This is a genomic window from Haemophilus haemolyticus, from assembly GCF_003490935.1.
Lineage (GTDB): Bacteria > Pseudomonadota > Gammaproteobacteria > Enterobacterales > Pasteurellaceae > Haemophilus > Haemophilus haemolyticus_M.
On the sequence record NZ_QQGD01000009.1, the window covers coordinates 41,802 to 62,442 of the forward strand.

General features: G+C 39.7%; 17 protein-coding genes and 2 tRNA genes. 16 read left to right on the forward strand and 3 right to left on the reverse strand.

The window, feature by feature from the left end:
* Positions 1–69 precede the first annotated feature (69 nt).
* The gene (gene rpoC, locus DV417_RS09080) at positions 70–4,320 is read left to right on the forward strand and encodes a DNA-directed RNA polymerase subunit beta' (protein WP_118879444.1); all 4,251 of its coding nucleotides are present in this window, start codon (positions 70–72) and stop codon (positions 4,318–4,320) included.
* 193 nt (positions 4,321–4,513) lie between these two features.
* Complete coding sequence (gene tehA, locus DV417_RS09085; protein WP_192878578.1) at positions 4,514–5,458, forward strand: dicarboxylate transporter/tellurite-resistance protein TehA; 945 nt, start codon at positions 4,514–4,516, stop codon at positions 5,456–5,458.
* 51 nt (positions 5,459–5,509) lie between these two features.
* On the opposite strand, the gene tsaA is transcribed toward tehA, so the two are convergent.
* A complete protein-coding gene (tsaA, locus tag DV417_RS09090) occupies positions 5,510–6,229 on the reverse strand; it encodes a tRNA (N6-threonylcarbamoyladenosine(37)-N6)-methyltransferase TrmO (RefSeq protein WP_118879446.1) in 720 nt (239 codons plus the stop codon).
* Between the two features lie 61 nt (positions 6,230–6,290).
* Here tsaA and menA point away from each other — a divergent pair, with 61 nt between their 5' ends.
* From menA to DV417_RS09105, 3 genes are all read left to right on the forward strand, one after another.
* Positions 6,291–7,202, forward strand: coding sequence for a 1,4-dihydroxy-2-naphthoate octaprenyltransferase (gene menA, locus DV417_RS09095; protein ID WP_118879447.1), 912 nt, complete (start codon positions 6,291–6,293; stop codon positions 7,200–7,202).
* A 51-nt stretch (positions 7,203–7,253) separates the two neighbouring features.
* Positions 7,254–7,751, forward strand: coding sequence for a ribonuclease E activity regulator RraA (gene rraA, locus DV417_RS09100; protein WP_118879448.1), 498 nt, complete (start codon positions 7,254–7,256; stop codon positions 7,749–7,751).
* Positions 7,752–7,905: 154 nt separating this feature from the next.
* Positions 7,906–9,291: a DASS family sodium-coupled anion symporter gene (locus DV417_RS09105; protein WP_118879449.1), complete on the forward strand. Its 1,386-nt coding sequence runs from the start codon at positions 7,906–7,908 to the stop codon at positions 9,289–9,291.
* A gap of 101 nt (positions 9,292–9,392) precedes the next feature.
* Here DV417_RS09105 and folD read toward each other — a convergent pair whose 3' ends face one another.
* Positions 9,393–10,241, reverse strand: coding sequence for a bifunctional methylenetetrahydrofolate dehydrogenase/methenyltetrahydrofolate cyclohydrolase FolD (gene folD / locus DV417_RS09110; RefSeq protein WP_118879450.1), 849 nt, complete (start codon positions 10,239–10,241; stop codon positions 9,393–9,395).
* A 178-nt stretch (positions 10,242–10,419) separates the two neighbouring features.
* Here folD and DV417_RS09115 point away from each other — a divergent pair.
* The 9 genes from DV417_RS09115 (at position 10,420) to htpX (ending at position 17,899) form a co-directional block, all read left to right on the forward strand.
* A tRNA-Pro gene (locus DV417_RS09115) sits at positions 10,420–10,496 on the forward strand.
* Positions 10,497–10,544: 48 nt separating this feature from the next.
* Positions 10,545–10,621: transfer RNA gene (locus tag DV417_RS09120), tRNA-Arg, on the forward strand.
* A gap of 111 nt (positions 10,622–10,732) precedes the next feature.
* Positions 10,733–13,504, forward strand: coding sequence for an RNA polymerase-associated protein RapA (gene rapA / locus DV417_RS09125; RefSeq protein WP_118879451.1), 2,772 nt, complete (start codon positions 10,733–10,735; stop codon positions 13,502–13,504).
* 2 nt (positions 13,505–13,506) lie between these two features.
* Entirely contained in the window at positions 13,507–14,166 is a 660-nt protein-coding gene (gene rluA, locus DV417_RS09130; RefSeq protein ID WP_118879452.1) for a bifunctional tRNA pseudouridine(32) synthase/23S rRNA pseudouridine(746) synthase RluA, read from the forward strand.
* Positions 14,167–14,192: 26 nt separating this feature from the next.
* Positions 14,193–14,771 carry a rhomboid family intramembrane serine protease gene (locus DV417_RS09135; RefSeq protein WP_118879453.1) on the forward strand — a complete coding sequence of 193 codons (579 nt, stop codon included), beginning with the start codon at positions 14,193–14,195 and terminating at the stop codon, positions 14,769–14,771.
* Positions 14,772–14,800: 29 nt separating this feature from the next.
* Positions 14,801–15,553: a DeoR/GlpR family transcriptional regulator gene (locus DV417_RS09140; RefSeq protein WP_118879454.1), complete on the forward strand. Its 753-nt coding sequence runs from the start codon at positions 14,801–14,803 to the stop codon at positions 15,551–15,553.
* Between the two features lie 127 nt (positions 15,554–15,680).
* Positions 15,681–16,433 carry an MlaA family lipoprotein gene (locus DV417_RS09145; protein ID WP_118879455.1) on the forward strand — a complete coding sequence of 251 codons (753 nt, stop codon included), beginning with the start codon at positions 15,681–15,683 and terminating at the stop codon, positions 16,431–16,433.
* Between the two features lie 57 nt (positions 16,434–16,490).
* Positions 16,491–16,880 (forward strand): RidA family protein, encoded by a 390-nt coding sequence (locus tag DV417_RS09150; protein WP_118879456.1) that lies wholly within the window; start codon positions 16,491–16,493, stop codon positions 16,878–16,880.
* Positions 16,881–17,044: 164 nt separating this feature from the next.
* Positions 17,045–17,899: a protease HtpX gene (gene htpX / locus DV417_RS09155; protein WP_192878579.1), complete on the forward strand. Its 855-nt coding sequence runs from the start codon at positions 17,045–17,047 to the stop codon at positions 17,897–17,899.
* 43 nt (positions 17,900–17,942) lie between these two features.
* Here the strand turns inward: htpX and tusA are convergent, their stop codons facing one another.
* A complete protein-coding gene (tusA, locus tag DV417_RS09160; protein ID WP_005630802.1) occupies positions 17,943–18,182 on the reverse strand; it encodes a sulfurtransferase TusA in 240 nt (79 codons plus the stop codon).
* Between the two features lie 115 nt (positions 18,183–18,297).
* On the opposite strand from tusA, the gene DV417_RS09165 reads away from it, so the two are divergent.
* Together DV417_RS09165 and DV417_RS09170 are read left to right on the forward strand one after the other, a co-directional pair.
* A complete protein-coding gene (locus DV417_RS09165; protein ID WP_118879458.1) occupies positions 18,298–18,918 on the forward strand; it encodes a YigZ family protein in 621 nt (206 codons plus the stop codon).
* A 2-nt stretch (positions 18,919–18,920) separates the two neighbouring features.
* Positions 18,921–20,384, forward strand: coding sequence for a TrkH family potassium uptake protein (locus DV417_RS09170; RefSeq protein WP_065249428.1), 1,464 nt, complete (start codon positions 18,921–18,923; stop codon positions 20,382–20,384).
* Positions 20,385–20,641 lie beyond the last annotated feature (257 nt).

Below are 20,641 nucleotides of genomic sequence, written 5' to 3' on the forward strand. Positions count from 1 at the left end.
AAGTGCGGTGGAAAAATATCGAAATTTTTAACCGCACTTTAAACCTTTAACTCCGACAGGAGAACATTTGTGAAAGACTTAGTTAAGTTTTTAAAAGCACAATCAAAAACCAGTGAAGATTTTGATGTGATTAAAATTGGGTTAGCTTCCCCAGATATGATCCGTTCTTGGTCATTTGGTGAAGTGAAGAAACCTGAAACCATTAACTACCGTACGTTCAAACCTGAACGTGATGGTCTTTTCTGTGCACGTATCTTCGGGCCTGTAAAAGATTACGAATGTTTATGTGGTAAATATAAACGTTTAAAACACCGTGGTGTGATTTGTGAAAAATGTGGTGTTGAAGTTACTCAAACTAAAGTTCGTCGTGAACGTATGGGCCACATTGAACTTGCATCACCAGTTGCACATATTTGGTTTTTAAAATCATTACCGTCTCGTATTGGTTTACTTTTAGATATGCCATTGCGCGATATTGAACGTGTACTTTACTTTGAAATGTACATCGTGACCGAACCTGGTATGACGGACTTAGAGCGCGGTCAATTATTAACAGAAGAACAATACCTTGACGCAGAAGATCGTTGGCAAGATGAATTCGAAGCGAAAATGGGTGCTGAAGCGATTCAAGATCTCTTAAAAGGTATGGATCTTGAAGTTGAATGTGAAAAATTACGTGAAGAATTACAAGAAACTAACTCTGAAACTAAACGTAAAAAAATCACTAAACGCTTAAAATTATTAGAAGCATTTGTTCAATCTGGTAATAAACCAGAATGGATGGTAATGACTGTATTGCCAGTACTTCCACCAGATTTACGTCCATTAGTACCACTTGATGGTGGTCGTTTTGCGACTTCAGATCTGAACGATTTATATCGTCGTGTGATCAACCGTAACAACCGTTTAAAACGTTTATTAGACTTAATTGCGCCAGATATTATTGTGCGCAACGAAAAACGTATGTTACAAGAATCTGTTGATGCGTTATTAGATAATGGTCGCCGCGGTCGTGCGATTACGGGTTCTAACCGTCGTCCATTAAAATCATTAGCTGACATGATTAAAGGTAAACAAGGTCGTTTCCGTCAAAACTTATTAGGTAAACGTGTTGACTATTCAGGTCGTTCTGTAATCACTGTTGGTCCATACTTGCACTTACACCAATGTGGTTTACCTAAGAAAATGGCCTTGGAATTATTCCGTCCGTTTATCTACGCTAAATTAGAAAGCCGTGGTTATGCAACGACAATCAAAGCGGCGAAGAAAATGGTTGAGCGTGAAGATGCGATCGTTTGGGATATTCTTGCAGAAGTTATTCGTGAACACCCAATTCTATTGAACCGTGCGCCAACACTTCACCGTTTGGGTATCCAAGCATTTGAACCGATCTTAATCGAAGGTAAAGCGATTCAATTACACCCACTCGTTTGTGCGGCGTTCAACGCGGACTTCGATGGTGACCAAATGGCGGTACACGTTCCATTAACGCTTGAAGCTCAATTAGAAGCTCGTGCGTTGATGATGTCAACCAATAACGTGCTTTCACCAGCAAACGGTGATCCTATTATCGTTCCATCACAAGACGTGGTATTAGGTCTTTACTATATGACCCGCGAAAAAGTGAACGGTAAAGGCGAAGGTATGTTATTGCAAGATCCTCGTGAAGCTGAAAAAGCATATCGTACAGGTGAAGCAGAATTACATTCTCGCGTGAAAGTACGTATTACTGAATATGTGAAGAATGAAGCTGGCGAATTTGATGCGAAAACCACTCTGACTGATACAACTATCGGTCGTGCGATTTTATGGATGATTGCACCACAAGGTATGCCTTATTCATTGTTCAACCAAACATTAGGTAAAAAAGCAATTTCTAAACTGATTAACGAAGCTTATCGTCGTTTAGGTTTAAAAGAAGCGGTAATGTTTGCTGACCAAATTATGTACACCGGTTTTGCTTATGCGGCACGTTCTGGTTCATCAGTTGGTATTGATGATATGGAAATTCCAGCGAAGAAATACGAAATTATTTCTGCAGCGGAAGAAGAAGTGGCAGAGATCCAAGAACAATTCCAATCAGGTCTTGTGACGGCAGGCGAACGCTATAATAAAGTAATCGATATTTGGGCCGCAGCGAATGAGCGCGTAGCCAAAGCGATGATGGAAAACTTATCTCAAGAGGAAGTTATCAATCGCGAAGGTAATACTGAAAAACAAGCATCCTTTAACAGTATCTTTATGATGGCTGATTCTGGTGCGCGTGGTTCTGCAGCTCAGATTCGTCAGTTAGCAGGTATGCGTGGTTTGATGGCTCGTCCAGATGGTTCGATCATTGAAACTCCAATTACAGCAAACTTCCGTGAAGGTTTGAACGTATTACAGTACTTTATTTCAACCCACGGTGCGCGTAAAGGTTTGGCGGATACCGCATTAAAAACAGCGAACTCAGGTTACTTAACTCGTCGTTTAGTTGACGTAGCACAAGACTTAGTGATCGTAGAAGATGACTGTGGTACGCACGAAGGCTTAGTTATGACCCCATTAATCGAAGGTGGTGATGAAAAAGTTCCACTTCGTGAATTAGTGTTAGGTCGTGTAGCTGCAGAAGATATTTTAAAACCAGGTACAGAAGAAGTATTAATCCCTCGTAACACGTTATTAGATGAAAAACTCTGTGATGTGTTGGATGCAAACTCTGTAGACAGCGTAAAAGTACGTTCTGTTGTAACTTGTGATACTGATTTTGGTGTATGTGCGAAATGTTATGGTCGTGATCTTGCGCGTGGTCATTTAATTAACCAAGGTGAAGCAGTGGGGGTTATTGCTGCTCAATCTATCGGTGAGCCGGGTACACAGTTAACCATGCGTACGTTCCATATCGGTGGTGCGGCATCTGCGGCAGCGAAAGAATCTAGTGTACAAGTTAAAAACACTGGTACATTACACTTAATGAATGCAAAATTCGTTACTAACGATGAAGGTAAATTAGTATTAACGTCTCGTAATACTGAATTAACTATTACCGATGCATTTGGCCGAACTAAAGAACACTATAAAGTGCCTTACGGTGCGGTGTTAAGTAAAGGTGACGGCCAAGATGTAACAGCAGGCGAAACTATCGCAAATTGGGATCCACATACAATGCCAGTTGTCTCTGAAGTATCTGGTTTTGTGAAATTCGTTGATATTATTGATGGCTTAACTGTAACGCGTCAAACTGATGAATTAACAGGTTTATCATCAATCGTGGTTCAAGATGTGGGTGAACGAGCTACTGCGGGTAAAGATTTACGTCCAACCATTAAATTAGTTGATGTGAATGGTAACGATATTTTCTTACCTGAAACTGATGTTCTTGCACAGTACTTCTTACCGGGTAAAGCAATCGTAAGTTTAGACGATGGCGCGGCAGTGAAAGTGGGTGAACCATTAGCACGTATTCCGCAAGAATCTGTGGGTACTAAAGATATTACCGGTGGTCTACCACGTGTTGCGGATTTGTTTGAAGCACGCAAACCAAAAGAACCAGCTATTTTGGCTGAAATTTCTGGTATCGTGTCTTTCGGTAAAGAAACCAAAGGTAAACGCCGTTTATTAATTACTCCTGCGGAAGGCGAAACTTACGAAGAAATGATTCCAAAATGGCGTCAGCTCAACGTATTTGAAGGTGAAATGGTACAACGTGGTGACGTAATTTCTGATGGTGCTGAAACACCACATGATATTTTACGTTTACGTGGCGTGCGTGCAGTAACTGAATACATTGTGAACGAAGTACAAGATGTTTACCGCTTACAAGGGGTAAAAATCAACGATAAACATATCGAAGTTATCGTTCGTCAAATGTTACGTAAAGCGGTAATTACTAAAGCTTACGACTCAGAATTCCTAGAAGGGGAACAAGTCGAAGTCGCTCGCGTGAAAATCGTTAACCGTCAACGTGAAGCAGAAGGCAAACCACCAGTTGAGTTTGAACGCGAATTATTGGGTATAACCAAAGCGTCTCTTGCGACTGAATCCTTCATCTCTGCTGCATCGTTCCAAGAAACTACTCGTGTTCTTACCGAAGCAGCAGTGGCAGGTAAACGTGATGAATTACGTGGCTTGAAAGAGAACGTAATCGTAGGTCGATTAATTCCTGCAGGTACAGGTTTTGCGTATCATCAAAATCGTCACAAACATCGTTTAGTAGATGATGTCGTAGCGAAATTATCTGAAGAAGATGAAGCAGCTATCGCTGATGAATTTGTCATGACTGCAGACGATGCAAGTACAAACTTAGCTGAAATGCTTAACATGGCAGATGATGCGGAATAATTAATTCCTACATAAGAAAACCCGAATGAAAGTTCGGGTTTTTTATTTGTATGAAAATTGGTAGACGCTTTATTCCAGAACAATAAGTATGTTTCTCTATAGAAATTTCACAAAAATTTGAGATTTTTAGAAAAGTCTGTTGTTGATAGCTATGCTAAACTTCACTCAAATTTTTCAAAATAAGGATAATATTATGAGTACAACAAAACCTTTTCCTCTTCCAACGGGATATTTCGGTATTCCTCTTGGTTTAGCTGCCTTATCTTTGGCTTGGTTTCATCTAGAAAACTTATTTCCTGCTGCGCGAATCGTAAGTGATGTTCTTGGCATCGTAGCAAGTGCGGTCTGGATTTTATTTATTTTACTGTATGCGTATAAACTTCGTTATTACTTTGAAGAAGTTCGTGCAGAGTATCATTGCCCAGTTCGTTTTTCCTTTATTGCGTTGATTCCTATTACAACCATGTTAGTGGGCGATATTATTTATCGTTGGAATCCTTTAATAGCTGAAGTGATGATTTGGATTGGTACAGTAGGACAGTTACTTTTCTCATCATTGCGTATCAGTGAATTATGGCAAGGTGGTGTATTTGAACAAAAATCCACTCGCCCTCCATTTTATTTGCCTGCGGTAGCGGCAAATTTCACAAGTGCAAGTTCATTGGCATTACTCGGTTACCATGATTTAGGTTATTTGTTCTTCGGTGCAGGAATGGTTGCATGGATTATTTTTGAGCCAGTATTATTACAACATTTGCGAATTTCATCTCTTGAGCCGCCATTTAGAGCCACAATGGGCATTATTCTTGCGCCTGCATTTGTGGGAGCGTCTGCTTATTTATCACTTAATCATGGCGAAGTGGATACTTTAGTTAAAATCCTTTGGGGATATGGATTCTTGCAATTATTTTTCTTATTGCGATTATTCCCTTGGATTGTGGAAAAAGGACTTAACATTGGCTTATGGGGATTCTCATTCGGATTAGCGTCTATGGCAAACAGTGCTATCGCTTTCTATCATGGTAATGTTTTACAAGGCGTGTCTATTTTTGCCTTTGTTTTCTCGAATTTAATGATTGGCTTATTAGTTCTAATGACAATTATTAAATTAGCTAAAGGGCAGTTTTTCTTAAAATAAGGCATTAAATCGACTAAGGCAGGGATTCCCTGCCTTATTTACATATTCCATCTATTTGTCTTTTTCTATTTCAATTACTTCTACACAATCAAGCGTACCCGCTTTAATTCGCCATTTCACATTAAATTCATACAAACTCATTCCATAAATACGATCACTCGGTTTTCCTTGTTGATAGGCTGGGCGAGGATCTTGTTCTAGCACTTGGCGAATGAAACGACTTAAGTGCGGTCGTTTTTCTTCTCGTTTTTTTACCGCACTTTGGGCTTGTTCGGTAAATTCAACAGTCAATTTTGCTGGTGGTTTTTCTTGGGCAAAGCTCGATTGCGCATTTGGTTCACTATCCGCATAGGCAATATAGGGTTTGATATCGAAAATGGGTGTGCCATCCACTAAATCCACCGCACCTAAATGGAGAAAAACGTTACCGTTGATGCATTCTACTTGACGTAATTTGACTTTGGATAAACCGAGAGGATTCGGGCGGTGTGTTGCGCGCGAAGCAAACACGCCAACTCGTTGATTACCGCCCAACCGCGGTGGGCGTACGGTGGGTTGCCATTTTCCTTGTTGGATTTGATCAAACTGAAAAATTAACCAAAGATGACTGAATTGTTCCAATCCTCGTACGGCTTCAGGCGAATTATAAGGCGGTAAGAGTTCTACAATGCCTACGCCGTCTTCAACTAAATTAGGTTGGCGTGGTACGGAGAATTTTTCTTTATAAGGCGTGTGGATAATGGCGATAGGCGATAAGGTTAAATCATTCATAAATTGGGTGTCTTAGTGTAGAATACGCGGCTTATTGTAATCAAAAGTGCGGTCAAAAAAAATGACAAATGAAAAATTGAAAATGTGGTGGGAAACAGCTCGACCAAAAACTTTGCCCTTAGCGTTGGCATCGATTTTTACTGGCTCCGCATTAGGTTATTGGGCGAATCCACAAGGTTTTAATGGGCTTGTAATGGCACTTTGTTTACTCACGACAATTTTATTACAGGTGCTTTCTAATTTTGCCAATGATTATGGGGATCATCAAAAAGGTTCAGATACTGAAGAACGAATTGGGCCATTGCGTGGTATTCAAAAAGGTGCCATTTCAACAAAAGAACTGAAATGGGGATTAATTCTAATGGTGGTAGCCAGTTTTCTTTCAGGCAGTTTTTTGATTGGTATCGCTTATGAAAGCCTCTCCGATTTATTCGTTTTTGCTGCGCTTGGCATTTTAGCTATTGTTGCTGCCATTACTTACACGGTGGGCGCAAAACCTTATGGCTATATGGGCTTGGGCGATATTTCTGTATTAGTCTTTTTTGGTTTGCTTGGTGTTGGTGGCACTTATTATTTGCAAACGCATAGCATTGATAGCCACATTATTTTACCTGCTATTGGCTCCGGCTTATTGGCAAGTGCGGTATTAAATATCAATAATTTACGCGATATTGAACAGGATGCGAAAGCGGGCAAAAATACCTTAGCCGTTCGTTTAGGTGCATATAAGGGGCGAGTTTACCACTGTATTTTATTAAGTGTGGCGGCCTTATGTTATTTAGCATTTGTGGTGGCAACGGCCATTTCTTGGACAAATTATTTATTTGTATTGGCAATGCCATTGTTAGCTAAACATGCGATCTTTGTTTATCGCAGTCAGCAGCCAAGTGAATTACGTCCAATGTTGGCTCAAATGTCTATGATTTCGTTATTAATCAATATCTTGTTTAGTTTAGGCTTGCTTATCGGCTAAATCGGCATATACTAAAGCAAACAAAATTTCAACAATCGATAGGGGAAAGTTATGTTTATTGATACTTCAGAACTTTGCGATCTTTATGCAGAACAAGTGGATGTAGTAGAGCCAATTTTTTCAAGCTTTGGTGGCGTAAGTAATTTTTACGGTAAAGTCACTACGGTAAAATGCTTTGAAAGTAATGGATTAATTGCTGAAGTATTAGAAGAAAACGGCGAAGGTCGAGTGCTTGTCATTGATGGAGGTGGTGCGGTACGCCGTGGTTTGATTGATGCAGAATTGGCTCAACTTGCTGTTGATAATGGTTGGGAAGGCATTATTGTATATGGTGCAGTACGCCAAATTCAGCAATTAGAAAATCTCGATATTGGTATTCATGCCCTTGCGCCAATTCCAGTTAGTGCAGATGAGGGCAGCGCTGGTGAGAGTGATGTTCCAGTGAATTTTGGTGGTGTAACCTTTTTCCCAGAAGATTATATTTACGCAGATCTGACAGGAATTATACTTTCGCAAGAGCCCTTAGATTTAGATGATTCGGACGAATAATACTGAAAAGCAAAAGTGCGGTGAAAAATAACCGCACTTTTTTTATCGAAATTTATTGCACTAGATCACATTTCTGAAAATTGAGCATTGCAACTTATTAACATTCATTTAACATTGTAGTCCGTTCGAGTTAGAACACTAACGGAGGAGCTTTATGACTGAGATGAAATCTTTCAAAAATCACAAAAATGGCATTATTTTTATTTTAGATATAGTGCTGTTTTTTGTGTTATTAAAAGTGCTACCTTATGAGCCAAAGGCCAGTGCTGGTTTAGCTTTATTGGCTTTTGTCGCAGTGCTTTGGTTAACCGAGGCATTGCATGTTACGGTTACCGCATTATTGGTGCCATTATTGGCGATTGCGCTAGATTTAGTGAGTACTAAGCAAGCTTTAGTGGCTTTTGCTGATCCTACAATCTTTTTATTCTTTGGTGGCTTTTCTTTGGCTACAGCCTTGCATATTCAAAAACTTGATAAAATGATTGCTAATAAGATTATGGCATTAGCGCGCGGTAATTTATTTATTGCCATTATTTATCTCTTTTTGATTACAGCCTTCCTCTCTATGTGGATGAGTAACACGGCAACTGCAGCCATGATGTTACCTCTTGCAATGGGAATTTTAAGCCAACTTGATCGTGAGAAAGAACATAATACTTATGTGTTTGTGTTGTTAGGGATTGCTTATAGTGCATCAATTGGTGGTATGGGAACCCTTGTGGGGAGTCCACCGAATGCGATTGTAGCCAGTAACTTGCATTTAACTTTTGCAGATTGGTTATGGTACGGTTTACCAATAATGATCATTTTGCTACCACTGATGATTGGTACGCTTTACATTATTTTTAAGCCAAAACTTAATATTAATTTTGAGCAATCTTTTGAAAGCATTGAAATGAATTCAGTGCGTGTATTAACACTTGTTATTTTTGTTGTGATTGCCTTAACTTGGGTATTTAGTGGGCAAATTAATCCGCTGATTTCAGGCTTACTTGGTTTGCAGAAAAATATTGCAAGCTTCGATAGTGTCGTCGCTTTATTAGCGGCTATTGTGATTTGTTCTACGGGAATTGCAAGCTGGAAACAAATTCAAGAAAGTACCGATTGGGGCGTATTAATGCTTTTCGGTGGTGGATTGACGCTAAGTGCGGTATTGAAGGATTCTGGAGCAAGCAAGATTTTAGCAGATAGTATTGTCTTTATGATTGAAGGACAACATTTCTATCTTATTGGCTTGTTAGTTGCAGCATTCATTATTTTCTTAACTGAATTTACCTCTAACACAGCAAGTGCGGCATTACTCGTCCCAATCTTTATTTCTATTGCCCAATCATTGGGTATGCCAGAAATTGGTTTAGCATTAATTATTGGTCTTGGTGCATCGTGTGCCTTCATGCTACCAGTTGCAACGCCACCAAATGCTATTGTATTCGGTTCTGGTCAAGTGAAACAAAGTGAAATGGTAAAAGCTGGTTTCGTATTGAATTTAGTGTGTATCGTCGTAATTGCGACTGTCGGTTATATGTTCTGGTTGAACTAATTTAGATTTGATTATTTACTGAATTCAGTGATTAAAATAAATGGGTTAAAGCTAATCAGACTTTAACCCATTTTTTTGTTATAAGATTCTTTTATACAAAGCTATTTGTTGTGTTCATAAGCGTAAAGCGTATTGCTCATTAACATTGCAACGGTCATTGGTCCAACACCGCCAGGAACGGGGGTAATATAAGCTGCTTTTTCGGCTGCTTTGTCAAACTCTACATCGCCTACTAATTTTCCATCTACACGGTTAATTCCGACATCAATGACGACCGCACTTTCTTTGATCCAATCGCCAGGAATCAAATTTGGCTTACCCACCGCGACGACAAGTATATCTGCTTGGCGAACATGGCTTTCTAAATCTTTGGTGAATCGATGAGTTACTGTGACAGTTGCGCCTGCTAATAATAATTCTAAAGACATTGGGCGACCGACAATATTGGATGCGCCTACAATTACTGCGTGTTTGCCATGTAAGTCAATCCCCGTTGTTTCTAATAGTTTCATTACGCCATAAGGGGTGCAGGCACGTAAAGTTGGAATGCGTTGACATAAAAGCCCAACATTGTAAGGATGGAAACCATCCACATCTTTTTTCGGATCGATTCTTTCAATTATTGCTTCTGTGTTAATTTGTTTGGGTAATGGTAGTTGCACCAAAATACCATCAATATTTTTATCAGCATTAAGCTGGTCAATAATCGATAACAATTCATCTTGTGTGGTGGTATCTGGCAGATCATAAGATTTAGAGAGAATGCCAATTTCTTCACAGCTTTTACGTTTATTACCGACGTAGATTTGCGAAGCAGGATCGGCACCTACGAGAATGACTGCAAGCCCAGGTGCGCGTTTTCCTTGCTTAACGTAATGGGTAATTTTATCTGCCACATCGGCTTTAATTTTTTTTGAAAGTGCGGTACCAGAGATAATTTGTGCGGTCATTGGGCTGTCCTTTTGAATGATGGGAAAGAAAGCGTTTGCTATTTTAGCGGACAATGATTTTTTTACAACGAAAAAGGGGGCGTTTTTCCTAAAGTGGAATAATTTTGAACAATTAAATTAAAAAATCAAAAAATTAATTGACTGAGATAAAAACAAACCTATAATTGACCGCACTCGTCGGCGAGTAGCGCAGCTTGGTAGCGCAACTGGTTTGGGACCAGTGGGTCGTAGGTTCAAATCCTATCTCGCCGACCACTTCTTTTATATTGTCTTGAAATTCCGTACAAAAGAAATCCTTTGAATGCGCCCTTAGCTCAGCTGGATAGAGCAACGCCCTTCTAAGGCGTGGGTCAAAGGTTCGAATCCTTTAGGGCGTGCCATTTATTTCTTCAATCTATTTTTTTATTCTCTTTTATTAATTTCTTTTGCTATTTAAGCAAGCTACAATACGCCCCCAAATTTTATCAATACAAATCAGAAAGAGAATTATTATGCCCTTTGCTATTGGTCAGCGCTGGTTGAGTGAAAGTGAAAACGCTTTAGGATTAGGTGTCATTACCGCATTAGATCAACGAACCGTCACGATTTATTTCCCCGCTGCAGATGAAACGCGTATATATGCTGCTGTACAAGCGCCTTTAAGCCGAATTGTATTTAGTAAAGGTGAAACATTATCCCATCAAGCTGGCTGGCAAGGTGAGGTTTTAGACGTTCAAAATATGAACGGTTTGCTATTTTATTTAGTTAAAAATCCACAAGGTGAAGATGTCATTGTGCAAGAACGTGATATTTCACCGATTATTTCTTTTAGCCAAGCGAAAGAGCGTCTGTTTTCAGCGCAAATTGATCGCAGCAGTCATTTTGCATTGCGTTATCGCACGCTTTGTCATCAGCAAGCACAATTTAAATCACCATTGCGTGGTTTACGCGGAACACGTGCGGGTTTAATTCCTCATCAGCTTCATATTGCAGCTGAAGTCGGTAATCGAGTTAATCCTCGCGTGTTATTGGCGGATGAGGTTGGTTTAGGGAAAACCATTGAAGCAGGAATGATTTTGCAGAACCAACTTTTTGCTGAGAAAGTGCAACGTGTTCTTATTATCGTGCCAGAAACGTTGCAACATCAATGGTTGGTGGAAATGCTTCGTCGTTTTAATTTGCATTTTTCACTTTTTGATGAAGAACGTTGCAACGATTTTGATCTTGATACCGTTAATCCATTTACAACGGAAAGCTTAATTATTTGTTCGCTGAATTGGTTAGAAACTCATCCAAATCGAGTAGAGCAGGCGCTCAATGCTCAATTTGACTGTTTAATTGTGGATGAGGCACATCACCTCGTGTGGTCAGAATCTTCACCAAGTGCAGCTTATTTATTAGTTGAACAGCTTGCTTGTATCATTCCCTCTGTATTGTTACTTACGGCAACCCCAGAACAACTTGGGCAAGAAAGTCATTTTGCTCGTTTGCGCTTACTGGATCCAGAACGTTTCTTTGATTATCAAACCTTTGTGAAAGAGCAGGAACGCTATCAACCTGTGGTTAATGCTGTTGAATCTTTGCTGGCAAATAAGGCATTAAGTGCGGTAGAAAAAAATCATATTTCTGATTTGTTGCTTGAACAAGATGTCGAGCCACTTTTTAAAGCGATTGCATCAAATAATGATGAAGAACAGCATCGAGCCCGTCAGGAACTGATCCAAGCCTTAATTGATCGTCACGGCACGGGGCGAATGTTATTCCGCAATACACGTCAAGGCGTGAAAGGTTTTCCGCACCGTGTTTACCACCAAATTACACTCTCGGAAGAGAATGATAAAATTGATTGGCTGATTGATTTCCTCAAACTACATCGCGATGAAAAAATTTTTGTGATTTGTAAGACTGCGGCCACGGCGATTCAGTTAGAACAAATTTTACGTGAACGTGAGGCGATTCGCGCCGCAGTGTTCCACGAAAAAATGTCGATTATTGAACGGGATAGAGCCGCGGCGTATTTTTCGGATTTAGAAAACGGCGCACAGGTTTTACTGAGCTCGAGTATTGGCTCGGAAGGGCGTAATTTCCAATTTGCGGCAAATTTAGTGTTATTTGATTTACCGACAAATCCTGATTTATTGGAACAATGTATTGGCCGATTAGATCGTATTGGACAAAAACGTGATGTGCAAATTTATGTGCCTTGTGCGAAAGATTCGCCTCAAAGTCGTTTAGCTCGTTGGTACAATGAGGGACTCAATGCTTTTGAACAAACTTGTCCAATGGGAATGGCATTATTTGCGCAGTTTTCCGATGAGTTGGAAAAAGTGCGGTCAAATTCTACCGCACTTTCAGAGAATGAATTTTCCGAATTATTAAAACAAACTAAAACCGTGCGGGAAAGACTCAAGATTGAGTTAGAAAAAGGTCGTGATCGTTTATTAGAGCTAAATTCTCATGGCGGTGAGCAAGCACAAGCGTTAGCGGACCAAATTGCTGATGAAGATAATTCGCCAGAGCTTGTGAATTTTGCTTTAAAATTATTTGATATTATTGGCGTAGAGCAAGAAGATCTTGGGGCAAATAGTATTGTGATTAGCCCAACTGGGACAATGCTTGTGCCCGATTTTCCGGGTTTAAAAGAAGAAGGTGTGACGGTTACCTTTGATCGAGAACTTGCCCTTGCTCGCGAAGAAATGGAATTCTTGACTTGGGATCATCCTATGATTCGTCAAGGTATTGATCTTGTTGCTTCGGGTGATATTGGCAAAGCCGCAATGGCATTGCTTGTGAATAAGCAACTGCCCGCTGGCACCTTATTAATTGAATTGATTTATGTAGTGGAAAGCCAATCGCCAAAAGGGTTACAGCTCAATCGTTTCTTGCCGCCAACGCCTATTCGTCTGCTGCTTGATAACAAAGGAAATAACATTGGTGAGCAGGTTGCCTTTGAAACATTGCATAGCAAATTGAAACCACTCGGTAAAAATATTGCCAATCAAATGGTGAAAATGGCACGGAGCAACATTGAATCCTTGATCACGCGAGGTGCTCAACTCGTAAAATCTTTAGCTGAACCGATTATTGCTGAAGCTAAAAATCAAGCAGATCAACAATTAAGCGCAGAAATTAACCGTTTACAGGCTTTGCGAGCGGTGAATAAAAATATTCGTCAAATCGAAATTGATATTTTGGAACAACAACGAACACAATCACTGGACGAGCTTTCTAAAGCAAATTGGCGTTTGGATTGCTTGCGTGTCATTGTGACGAACAAGGAATAAAAATGGCATTGATTGAATACAATCCGCCTCTTGAACCTTATTTAGATATTATTTATCAAGATAATCATTTGTGCGTGGTGAACAAACCTAGCGGTTTGCTTTCTGTGCCTGGCAATCAACCACAATATTACGATAGCGCAATGAGTCGAGTAAAAGAAAAATTCGGCTTTTGTGAGCCTGCCCATCGTTTGGATATGGCCACGAGCGGCATTATTGTGTTTGCTTTAAGTAAGGCGGCGGATCGTGAATTAAAACGTCAATTTCGCGAACGTGAACCGAAAAAACATTATCAAGCGATTGTTTGGGGGCATTTGGAGAAAGCTTATGGCGAGGTAAATTTGCCGATGATTTGTGATTGGGAAAATCGACCTCGCCAACGTTTGGATTTCGTTTTAGGAAAAAGAGCGGTCACAAAATTCGAAGTTTTAGCACGTTTGCCCAATAACAGTACTCGTGTGAAACTGACGCCCGTGACAGGCCGATCTCATCAATTACGCCTGCATATGTTAGCATTGGGACATCCAATTTTAGGCGATAAATTTTACTCTCATCCTCAGGCTAAAGCTATGTCGCCAAGATTATGTTTGCACGCAGAAGAATTGATGATTACCCACCCTATTACAGGGGAAACAATGACATTTAATGCGAAGTCCGATTTTTAAATTTGCGCAGAAGCACGAGATCACGAATGAAAAACTTTTTAGCTCAACAAGGAAAAATCACGTTAATTCTCACCTCACTTTGTGCGCTTATTTATATTGCTCAACAGCTGGGTTTTGAAGACGATATTATGTATTTGATGCATTACCCCGCTTACGAAGAGCAAGATAGCGAAGCGTGGCGTTATATTTCACATACATTGGTACATTTATCTAATTTGCATATTTTGTTTAATCTGTCTTGGTTTTTTATTTTTGGCGGAATGATTGAACGCACTTTTGGTTCGGTCAAATTATTGATGTTGTATGTTGTAACCTCCGCCATAACAGGATATGTGCAAAATTATGTGTCTGGCCCCGCTTTCTTTGGACTTTCTGGTGTTGTATATGCTGTGTTGGGGTATGTATTTATATGCGATAAATTGAATCATCATTTATTTGATCTGCCAGAAGGTTTTTTCACAATGTTATTGGTGGGGATCGCATTAGGTTTTATTAGCCCCTTATTTGGTGTTGAAATGGGAAATGCAGCGCATATTTCAGGCTTGATTGTTGGCTTGATTTGGGGATTTATCGATAGCAAATTACGTAAAAATTCGCTACAGTAGGTGTATTCAATTTGGATAAGGGATTCTCTATGAAGCAGTCATTACGGCATCAACAAATTATTAAACTGGTGGAACAATCCGGCTATTTAAGCACGGAAGAATTGGTTGCTGCCTTAGATGTTAGCCCTCAAACGATTCGCCGTGATTTGAATATTTTGGCGGAGTTAGATTTAATTCGCCGCCATCACGGTGGTGCGGCATCGCCATCTTCTGCAGAAAATTCTGATTACGTGGATCGTAAGCAATTCTTTTCATTACAAAAAAATAATATTGCACAGGAAGTTGCGAAGTTGATTCCTAACGGTGCATCGTTGTTTATTGATATTGGTACGACGCCTGAGGCTGTCGCCAATGCATTGCTTGGCCATGAAAAACTCCGAATTGTGACGAACAATCTGAATGCCGCTCATCTTTTACGCCAAAATGAAAGTTTTGATATTGTCATGGCGGGCGGATCGTTACGAATGGATGGGGGAATTATTGGCGAAGCTACGGTGAATTTTATTTCTCAATTTCGCCTAGATTTCGGGATTTTAGGGATTAGTGCGATCGATGCTGATGGTTCATTATTGGATTATGATTACCACGAAGTACAAGTAAAACGAGCGATTATTGAAAGTTCACGTCATACGTTATTAGTGACCGATCACTCTAAATTTACGCGCCAAGCGATTGTTCGATTGGGCGAATTAAGTGATGTGGAATATTTGTTTACGGATGATGTTCCCGAAGGAATTGTTAATTATCTGAAAGGTCAGAAAACGAAATTAGTTTTATGTTAGGGATGAGAAAGTGCGGTAAAAATAAGGTGTTTTTACCGCACTTTTTATATGTTTTATGGGCAAGATTTATTTTGTTGTTACTTGGCAAATTAGGTAGAATAAGCCCACATTTATATAAGGATTCAAAATGAAAATAAAGACGATTTTGACCGCACTTTTCGGCGTGATTGTGCTGACAGGTTGTGCAAATAAGAACGACACAAAACAAGCGACTGAGCGTAATGATACCCTTGAAGGGTTCAATCGAACCATGTGGAAATTTAACTATAACGTTATGGATCGCTATGTGTTAGAGCCTGCTGCAAAAGGTTGGAATAACTATGTGCCTAAGCCTATTTCTTCAGGTCTTGCTGGTATTGCCAATAATCTTGATGAGCCAGTAAGTTTTGTTAACCGCTTAATTGAAGGTGAACCGAAAAAAGCATTTGTTCACTTTAATCGTTTTTGGATTAACACCGTATTTGGTCTAGGTGGCTTTATTGATTTTGCGAGCGCAAGCAAAGAATTACGCATAGATAATCAACGTGGTTTTGGTGAAACGTTAGGTAGCTACGGCGTAGATGCGGGCACTTATATTGTGCTACCAATTTATAATGCAACAACGCCACGTCAATTAACGGGTGCTGTGGTTGATGCGGCTTATATGTATCCATTCTGGGAATGGGTTGGCGGTCCGTGGTCCTTAGTGAAATATGGTGTGCAAGCAGTGGATGCCCGTGCGAAAAATATTGATAACGCGGAGTTGTTACGCCAAGCACAAGATCCATATGTAACCTTTAGAGAAGCGTATTACCAAAATTTACAATTTAAAGTGAGTGATGGCAAATCAACAGAAAATAAAGAATCGCTTTCTGATGACGTGCTAAAAGAAATTGATTAATAAACAAAAAAGTGCGGTGAAAAATAACCGCACTTTTTATCAACCAAGGAGAAAATGATGACTCAAATTATTCATACTGAAAAAGCACCAGCAGCCATTGGCCCTTATGTTCAAGCGGTTGATCTTGGCAATTTAGTTTTCACCTCAGGACAAATTCCCGTGAATCCTGCAACAGGCGAAGTGCCAGCTGACATCGTTGCGCAAGCGCGCCAATCTTTAGAAAACGTGAAAGCGATTATCGAGAAAGCGGGTTTAACCGCCGCAGATATTGTAAAAACAACGGTTTTTGTGAAAGATCTTAACGATTTTGCAGCAGTTAATGCAGAATACGAACGTTTCTTTAAAGAAAATAATCATCCTAACTTCCCTGCTCGTTCTTGCGTAGAAGTTGCGCGTTTACCAAAAGATGTGGGATTAGAAATTGAAGCGATTGCTGTAAGAAAATAATTTTCTGTTTGGTAATTTCTGCTTAAAAGTGCGGTCATAAACTCGCATGTTTTTGACCGCACTTTTTGTTTGTATGATGATAACAAAAATTTTACATTACACCTTGAATTTTTTGTGAATTTTCCCCACTAAGGAAATACTTAACCCTAACTTTGAGAGAACACATTATGATGCGTATTCTTCTTTTCTTGGCAACCAATATGGCTGTAATGCTGGTATTAGGTATTATTTTAAGTGTGACTGGTATTGCAGGAAATAGCACTGGTGGCATTTTAATTATGGCGTTGCTATTTGGTTTTGCTGGTTCATTAATTTCATTATTCCTGTCTAAAACGATGGCATTACGTTCTGTAGATGGAGAGGTGATTACTCAACATCGTAATCAAACTGAACGTTGGTTAATTGATACCGTTCGTCGCCAAGCGCAGAAAGCGGGAATTCCTATGCCAGACGTGGCGATTTATCATTCACCCGATGTGAATGCTTTTGCGACAGGCGCGACAAAAAGCAATTCTTTGGTGGCAGTGAGCACGGGATTATTAAACAACATGACGGAGGCTGAAGCTGAAGCTGTTTTAGCGCACGAAATTTCCCATATTTCTAATGGGGATATGGTGACGATGGCGTTATTGCAAGGCGTATTAAATACTTTCGTGATTTTCTTATCTCGTGTTATTGCAACGGCGGTAGCAAGTTCGCGTAACAATAATGGAGAAGAAACGCGCAGTTCAGGTATTTATTTCTTGGTTTCGATGGTATTGGAAATGCTCTTTGGTGTGCTTGCGAGTATTATCGCGATGTGGTTCTCTCGCTACCGCGAATTCCGTGCAGATGCAGGTTCCGCAAGTTTAGTGGGTAAAGAAAAAATGATCATGGCATTGCAACGTTTGCAACAACTTCATGAACCACAAAATCTCGAAGGTTCTTTAAATGCCTTTATGATTAATGGTAAACGCAGTGAACTCTTTATGAGCCATCCGCCACTCGAAAAGCGTATTGAAGCCTTACGCAATCTTTAAAAATCACAAAAAAATCGGCCGCACTTTAATGAGGCCGATTTTTTTATTTTCCTTTCTTTACCCAATATTTGAACGGTGGTTTTTCCACTTCACTTTGCAGTAATGTGTGATCCATAAATTGACAGAAACTTGGAATATCTCTTGTTGTTGCAGGATCGTCAGCAATAATCAAAAGTATTTCTCCATCGTTAAGATGACGAATATTTTTACGAACAAGCATCACAGGTTCTGGGCAACGTAATCCTAACGTATCTAGGGTTTGTGTGACGGAAATTTCAGACATATTCTTTTTTCTTTTGAAAAACAGAGCCATATCATACCGCACTTACGGCAAAATTTCGACAAATCCCAGTCATCAGTGATAGACTAGTGCCATTGAAATTACCTTGAAAAAATAAATGGCGGAATACCTCGTTCCTAAAAGTGCGGTTATTTTTGAAGAAGAAATTAAGAAAAGCCGTTTTATTACTTATTTGCAGCACACCGAAGGTTTAGAAGACGCAAGAGCTTTTTGGGCAAAGATTAAACAAGAACATCCAAATGCTCGGCATCATTGTTGGGCTGCCGTAGCAGGCAAGCCAACAGATTCTCTACAACTTGGTTTTTCTGATGATGGCGAACCTGCTGGAACGGCAGGAAAGCCAATGCTGAGTGCATTGCAAGGTAGTCAATTAGGTGAAATCAGTGCGGTGGTGGTTCGCTATTATGGCGGTATTTTGCTTGGAACGGGCGGATTAGTTCATGCTTACGGTAATGGCGTTCAACAAGCGTTAAAGCTAATTGAAAGCGAAATTAAAGTTGAACGAGCCCCTTTCAAACTTGATTGTGACTATGGCCAGCTAAATTTAGTCCAACAACTTTGTGAAAAATATCAGGTTGAGATTTTATCTCAAGATTTTCAGGCAAATATTCATTTAATTTTAGGTATTAGTGAAAAAACAGTTGATGTTTTTTCTTCAGAATTAACGGAAAAGTCTGCAGGCAGATTAGTCATCCAACTTTTAGAGACAGGCGAATAATAGTGCATATTTTATCGATTATCCGAATTATTGGTATTCTTGTAATGTGTTTTTCGGGCACAATGCTGATTCCAGCATTTGTCGCACTAATTTATGGCGATGGTGGCGGTAAGGCATTTATGCAGGCTTTTATGTTGAGCTTGACGGCGGGCACATTGCTTTGGTGGCCATGCCATCACCATAAACAAGAATTACGATCCCGTGATGGTTTTTTGATCGTTGTGGCTTTTTGGTTTGTACTTGGTGGCTTGGCTACTTTACCACTTCTGTTGTTTGATGCGCCACACTTAACGGTTGCATCTGCTGTATTTGAGGCCTTTTCGGGTCTAACGACGACAGGTGCCACCGTGATGACTGGATTGGATAATTTACCAAAAGCAATTTTGTTCTACCGACAGTTTTTACAATGGCTTGGTGGAATGGGGATCATTGTGTTAGCGATTGCGATCATTCCCCTTTTAGGTATTGGCGGAATGCAACTTTACCGTGCAGAAATGTCTGGTCCAATGAAGGAGCAAAAAATTCGCCCACGGATTACAGAAACCGCTAAAGTTCTGTGGATGATTTACCTTTCTTTAACCTTGTCATGCGCTTTGGCTTATTGGTTAGCGGGAATGAGTATTTTTGATGCGATTACCCACAGTTTCTCTACTGTTTCCATTGGCGGTTTTTCAACGCATGATGCAAGTATTGGTTATTTCAATAGTCCATTGATTAACGGAATTACGGTTTTATTTTTGTTAGTTTCTGCTTGTAACTTTGGTTTACATTTTCGTGCATTTTCAACGATTGGACGTGAAAATTTCTTCAAAATTTATTTGCGTGATCCTGAATTTCGTTTTTTTATCAGTATCCAACTTATTTTAGTAGTAGTTTGTACTTCAGTAATGTGGGGACACAGTTACTTTAAGACTTCATGGCAAGATTTTGAGCAGGTATTGTTTCAGGCCGTCTCTATTTCTACCACAACAGGTTATACAACGTCTGATTTTGCTGCTTGGCCATCATTTGTGCCCGTATTGTTAATCTCTGCATCTTTTATGGGCGGTTGTGCAGGATCTGTTGGTGGTGGTTTAAGAGTTGCGCGTGTATTAGTGCTTTACCTACAAGGGAAACGAGAACTCAAACGTGTGGTCCATCCTAATTTGGTTTATCCTATTAAATGGGGAAAAAATGTATTAGATGAAAGAGTGATAGGTAGTATTTGGGCATTCTTTTCGGCTTATATTTTAGTATTTTTAATTTGTTTACTTGGTGTCATTGCTTGTGGCGTTGAACCTTTCAATGCCTTTAATGCTGTGTTGGCGAGTATAAATAATTTAGGGCCAGGATTAGGTGCTGTTAGTAGTAATATGATCGCCATTCCAGATAGTGCCAAATGGATTTTAACTATCGCAATGGTATGCGGCCGCTTAGAAATTTTCACGCTTTTAGCATTATTTACGCCCGCATTCTGGAGATCTTAGCTAAGGTTTAATTTTTAATAAATATTTCGAATTTTGACCGCACTTTTGAGGGAGGCGTTTATATTTCCATCAAAAGATCATTTTTTTAAATATTTTTACAAAAAAGTACTTGCAAGGGATTTGAAAATCTCTATAATGCACCGCACACAACGACGCACTGTTGTGAAGTATTTAAGTTTCCACGTGCGTCGTTGTTTTTTGCTCTTTAACAATGTATCAGACAATCTGTGTGGGCACTTGTTGATTGACTTGTTTTA

Excerpts from the sequence above, each read along its gene's own strand:
- rapA (WP_118879451.1), top strand. The coding sequence starts at position 10,733 with ATGCCCTTTGCTATTGGTCAGCGCTGGTTGAGTGAAAGTGAAAACGCT.
- DV417_RS09145 (WP_118879455.1), top strand. The coding sequence starts at position 15,681 with ATGAAAATAAAGACGATTTTGACCGCACTTTTCGGCGTGATTGTGCTG.
- folD (WP_118879450.1), bottom strand. The coding sequence starts at position 10,241 with ATGACCGCACAAATTATCTCTGGTACCGCACTTTCAAAAAAAATTAAA.
- tusA (WP_005630802.1), bottom strand. The coding sequence starts at position 18,182 with ATGTCTGAAATTTCCGTCACACAAACCCTAGATACGTTAGGATTACGT.
- DV417_RS09135 (WP_118879453.1), top strand. The coding sequence starts at position 14,193 with ATGAAAAACTTTTTAGCTCAACAAGGAAAAATCACGTTAATTCTCACC.
- DV417_RS09140 (WP_118879454.1), top strand. The coding sequence starts at position 14,801 with ATGAAGCAGTCATTACGGCATCAACAAATTATTAAACTGGTGGAACAA.
- DV417_RS09150 (WP_118879456.1), top strand. The coding sequence starts at position 16,491 with ATGACTCAAATTATTCATACTGAAAAAGCACCAGCAGCCATTGGCCCT.
- tsaA (WP_118879446.1), bottom strand. The coding sequence starts at position 6,229 with ATGAATGATTTAACCTTATCGCCTATCGCCATTATCCACACGCCTTAT.
- tehA (WP_192878578.1), top strand. The coding sequence starts at position 4,514 with ATGAGTACAACAAAACCTTTTCCTCTTCCAACGGGATATTTCGGTATT.
- rluA (WP_118879452.1), top strand. The coding sequence starts at position 13,507 with ATGGCATTGATTGAATACAATCCGCCTCTTGAACCTTATTTAGATATT.
- rraA (WP_118879448.1), top strand. The coding sequence starts at position 7,254 with ATGTTTATTGATACTTCAGAACTTTGCGATCTTTATGCAGAACAAGTG.
- menA (WP_118879447.1), top strand. The coding sequence starts at position 6,291 with ATGACAAATGAAAAATTGAAAATGTGGTGGGAAACAGCTCGACCAAAA.
- DV417_RS09165 (WP_118879458.1), top strand. The coding sequence starts at position 18,298 with ATGGCGGAATACCTCGTTCCTAAAAGTGCGGTTATTTTTGAAGAAGAA.
- DV417_RS09105 (WP_118879449.1), top strand. The coding sequence starts at position 7,906 with ATGACTGAGATGAAATCTTTCAAAAATCACAAAAATGGCATTATTTTT.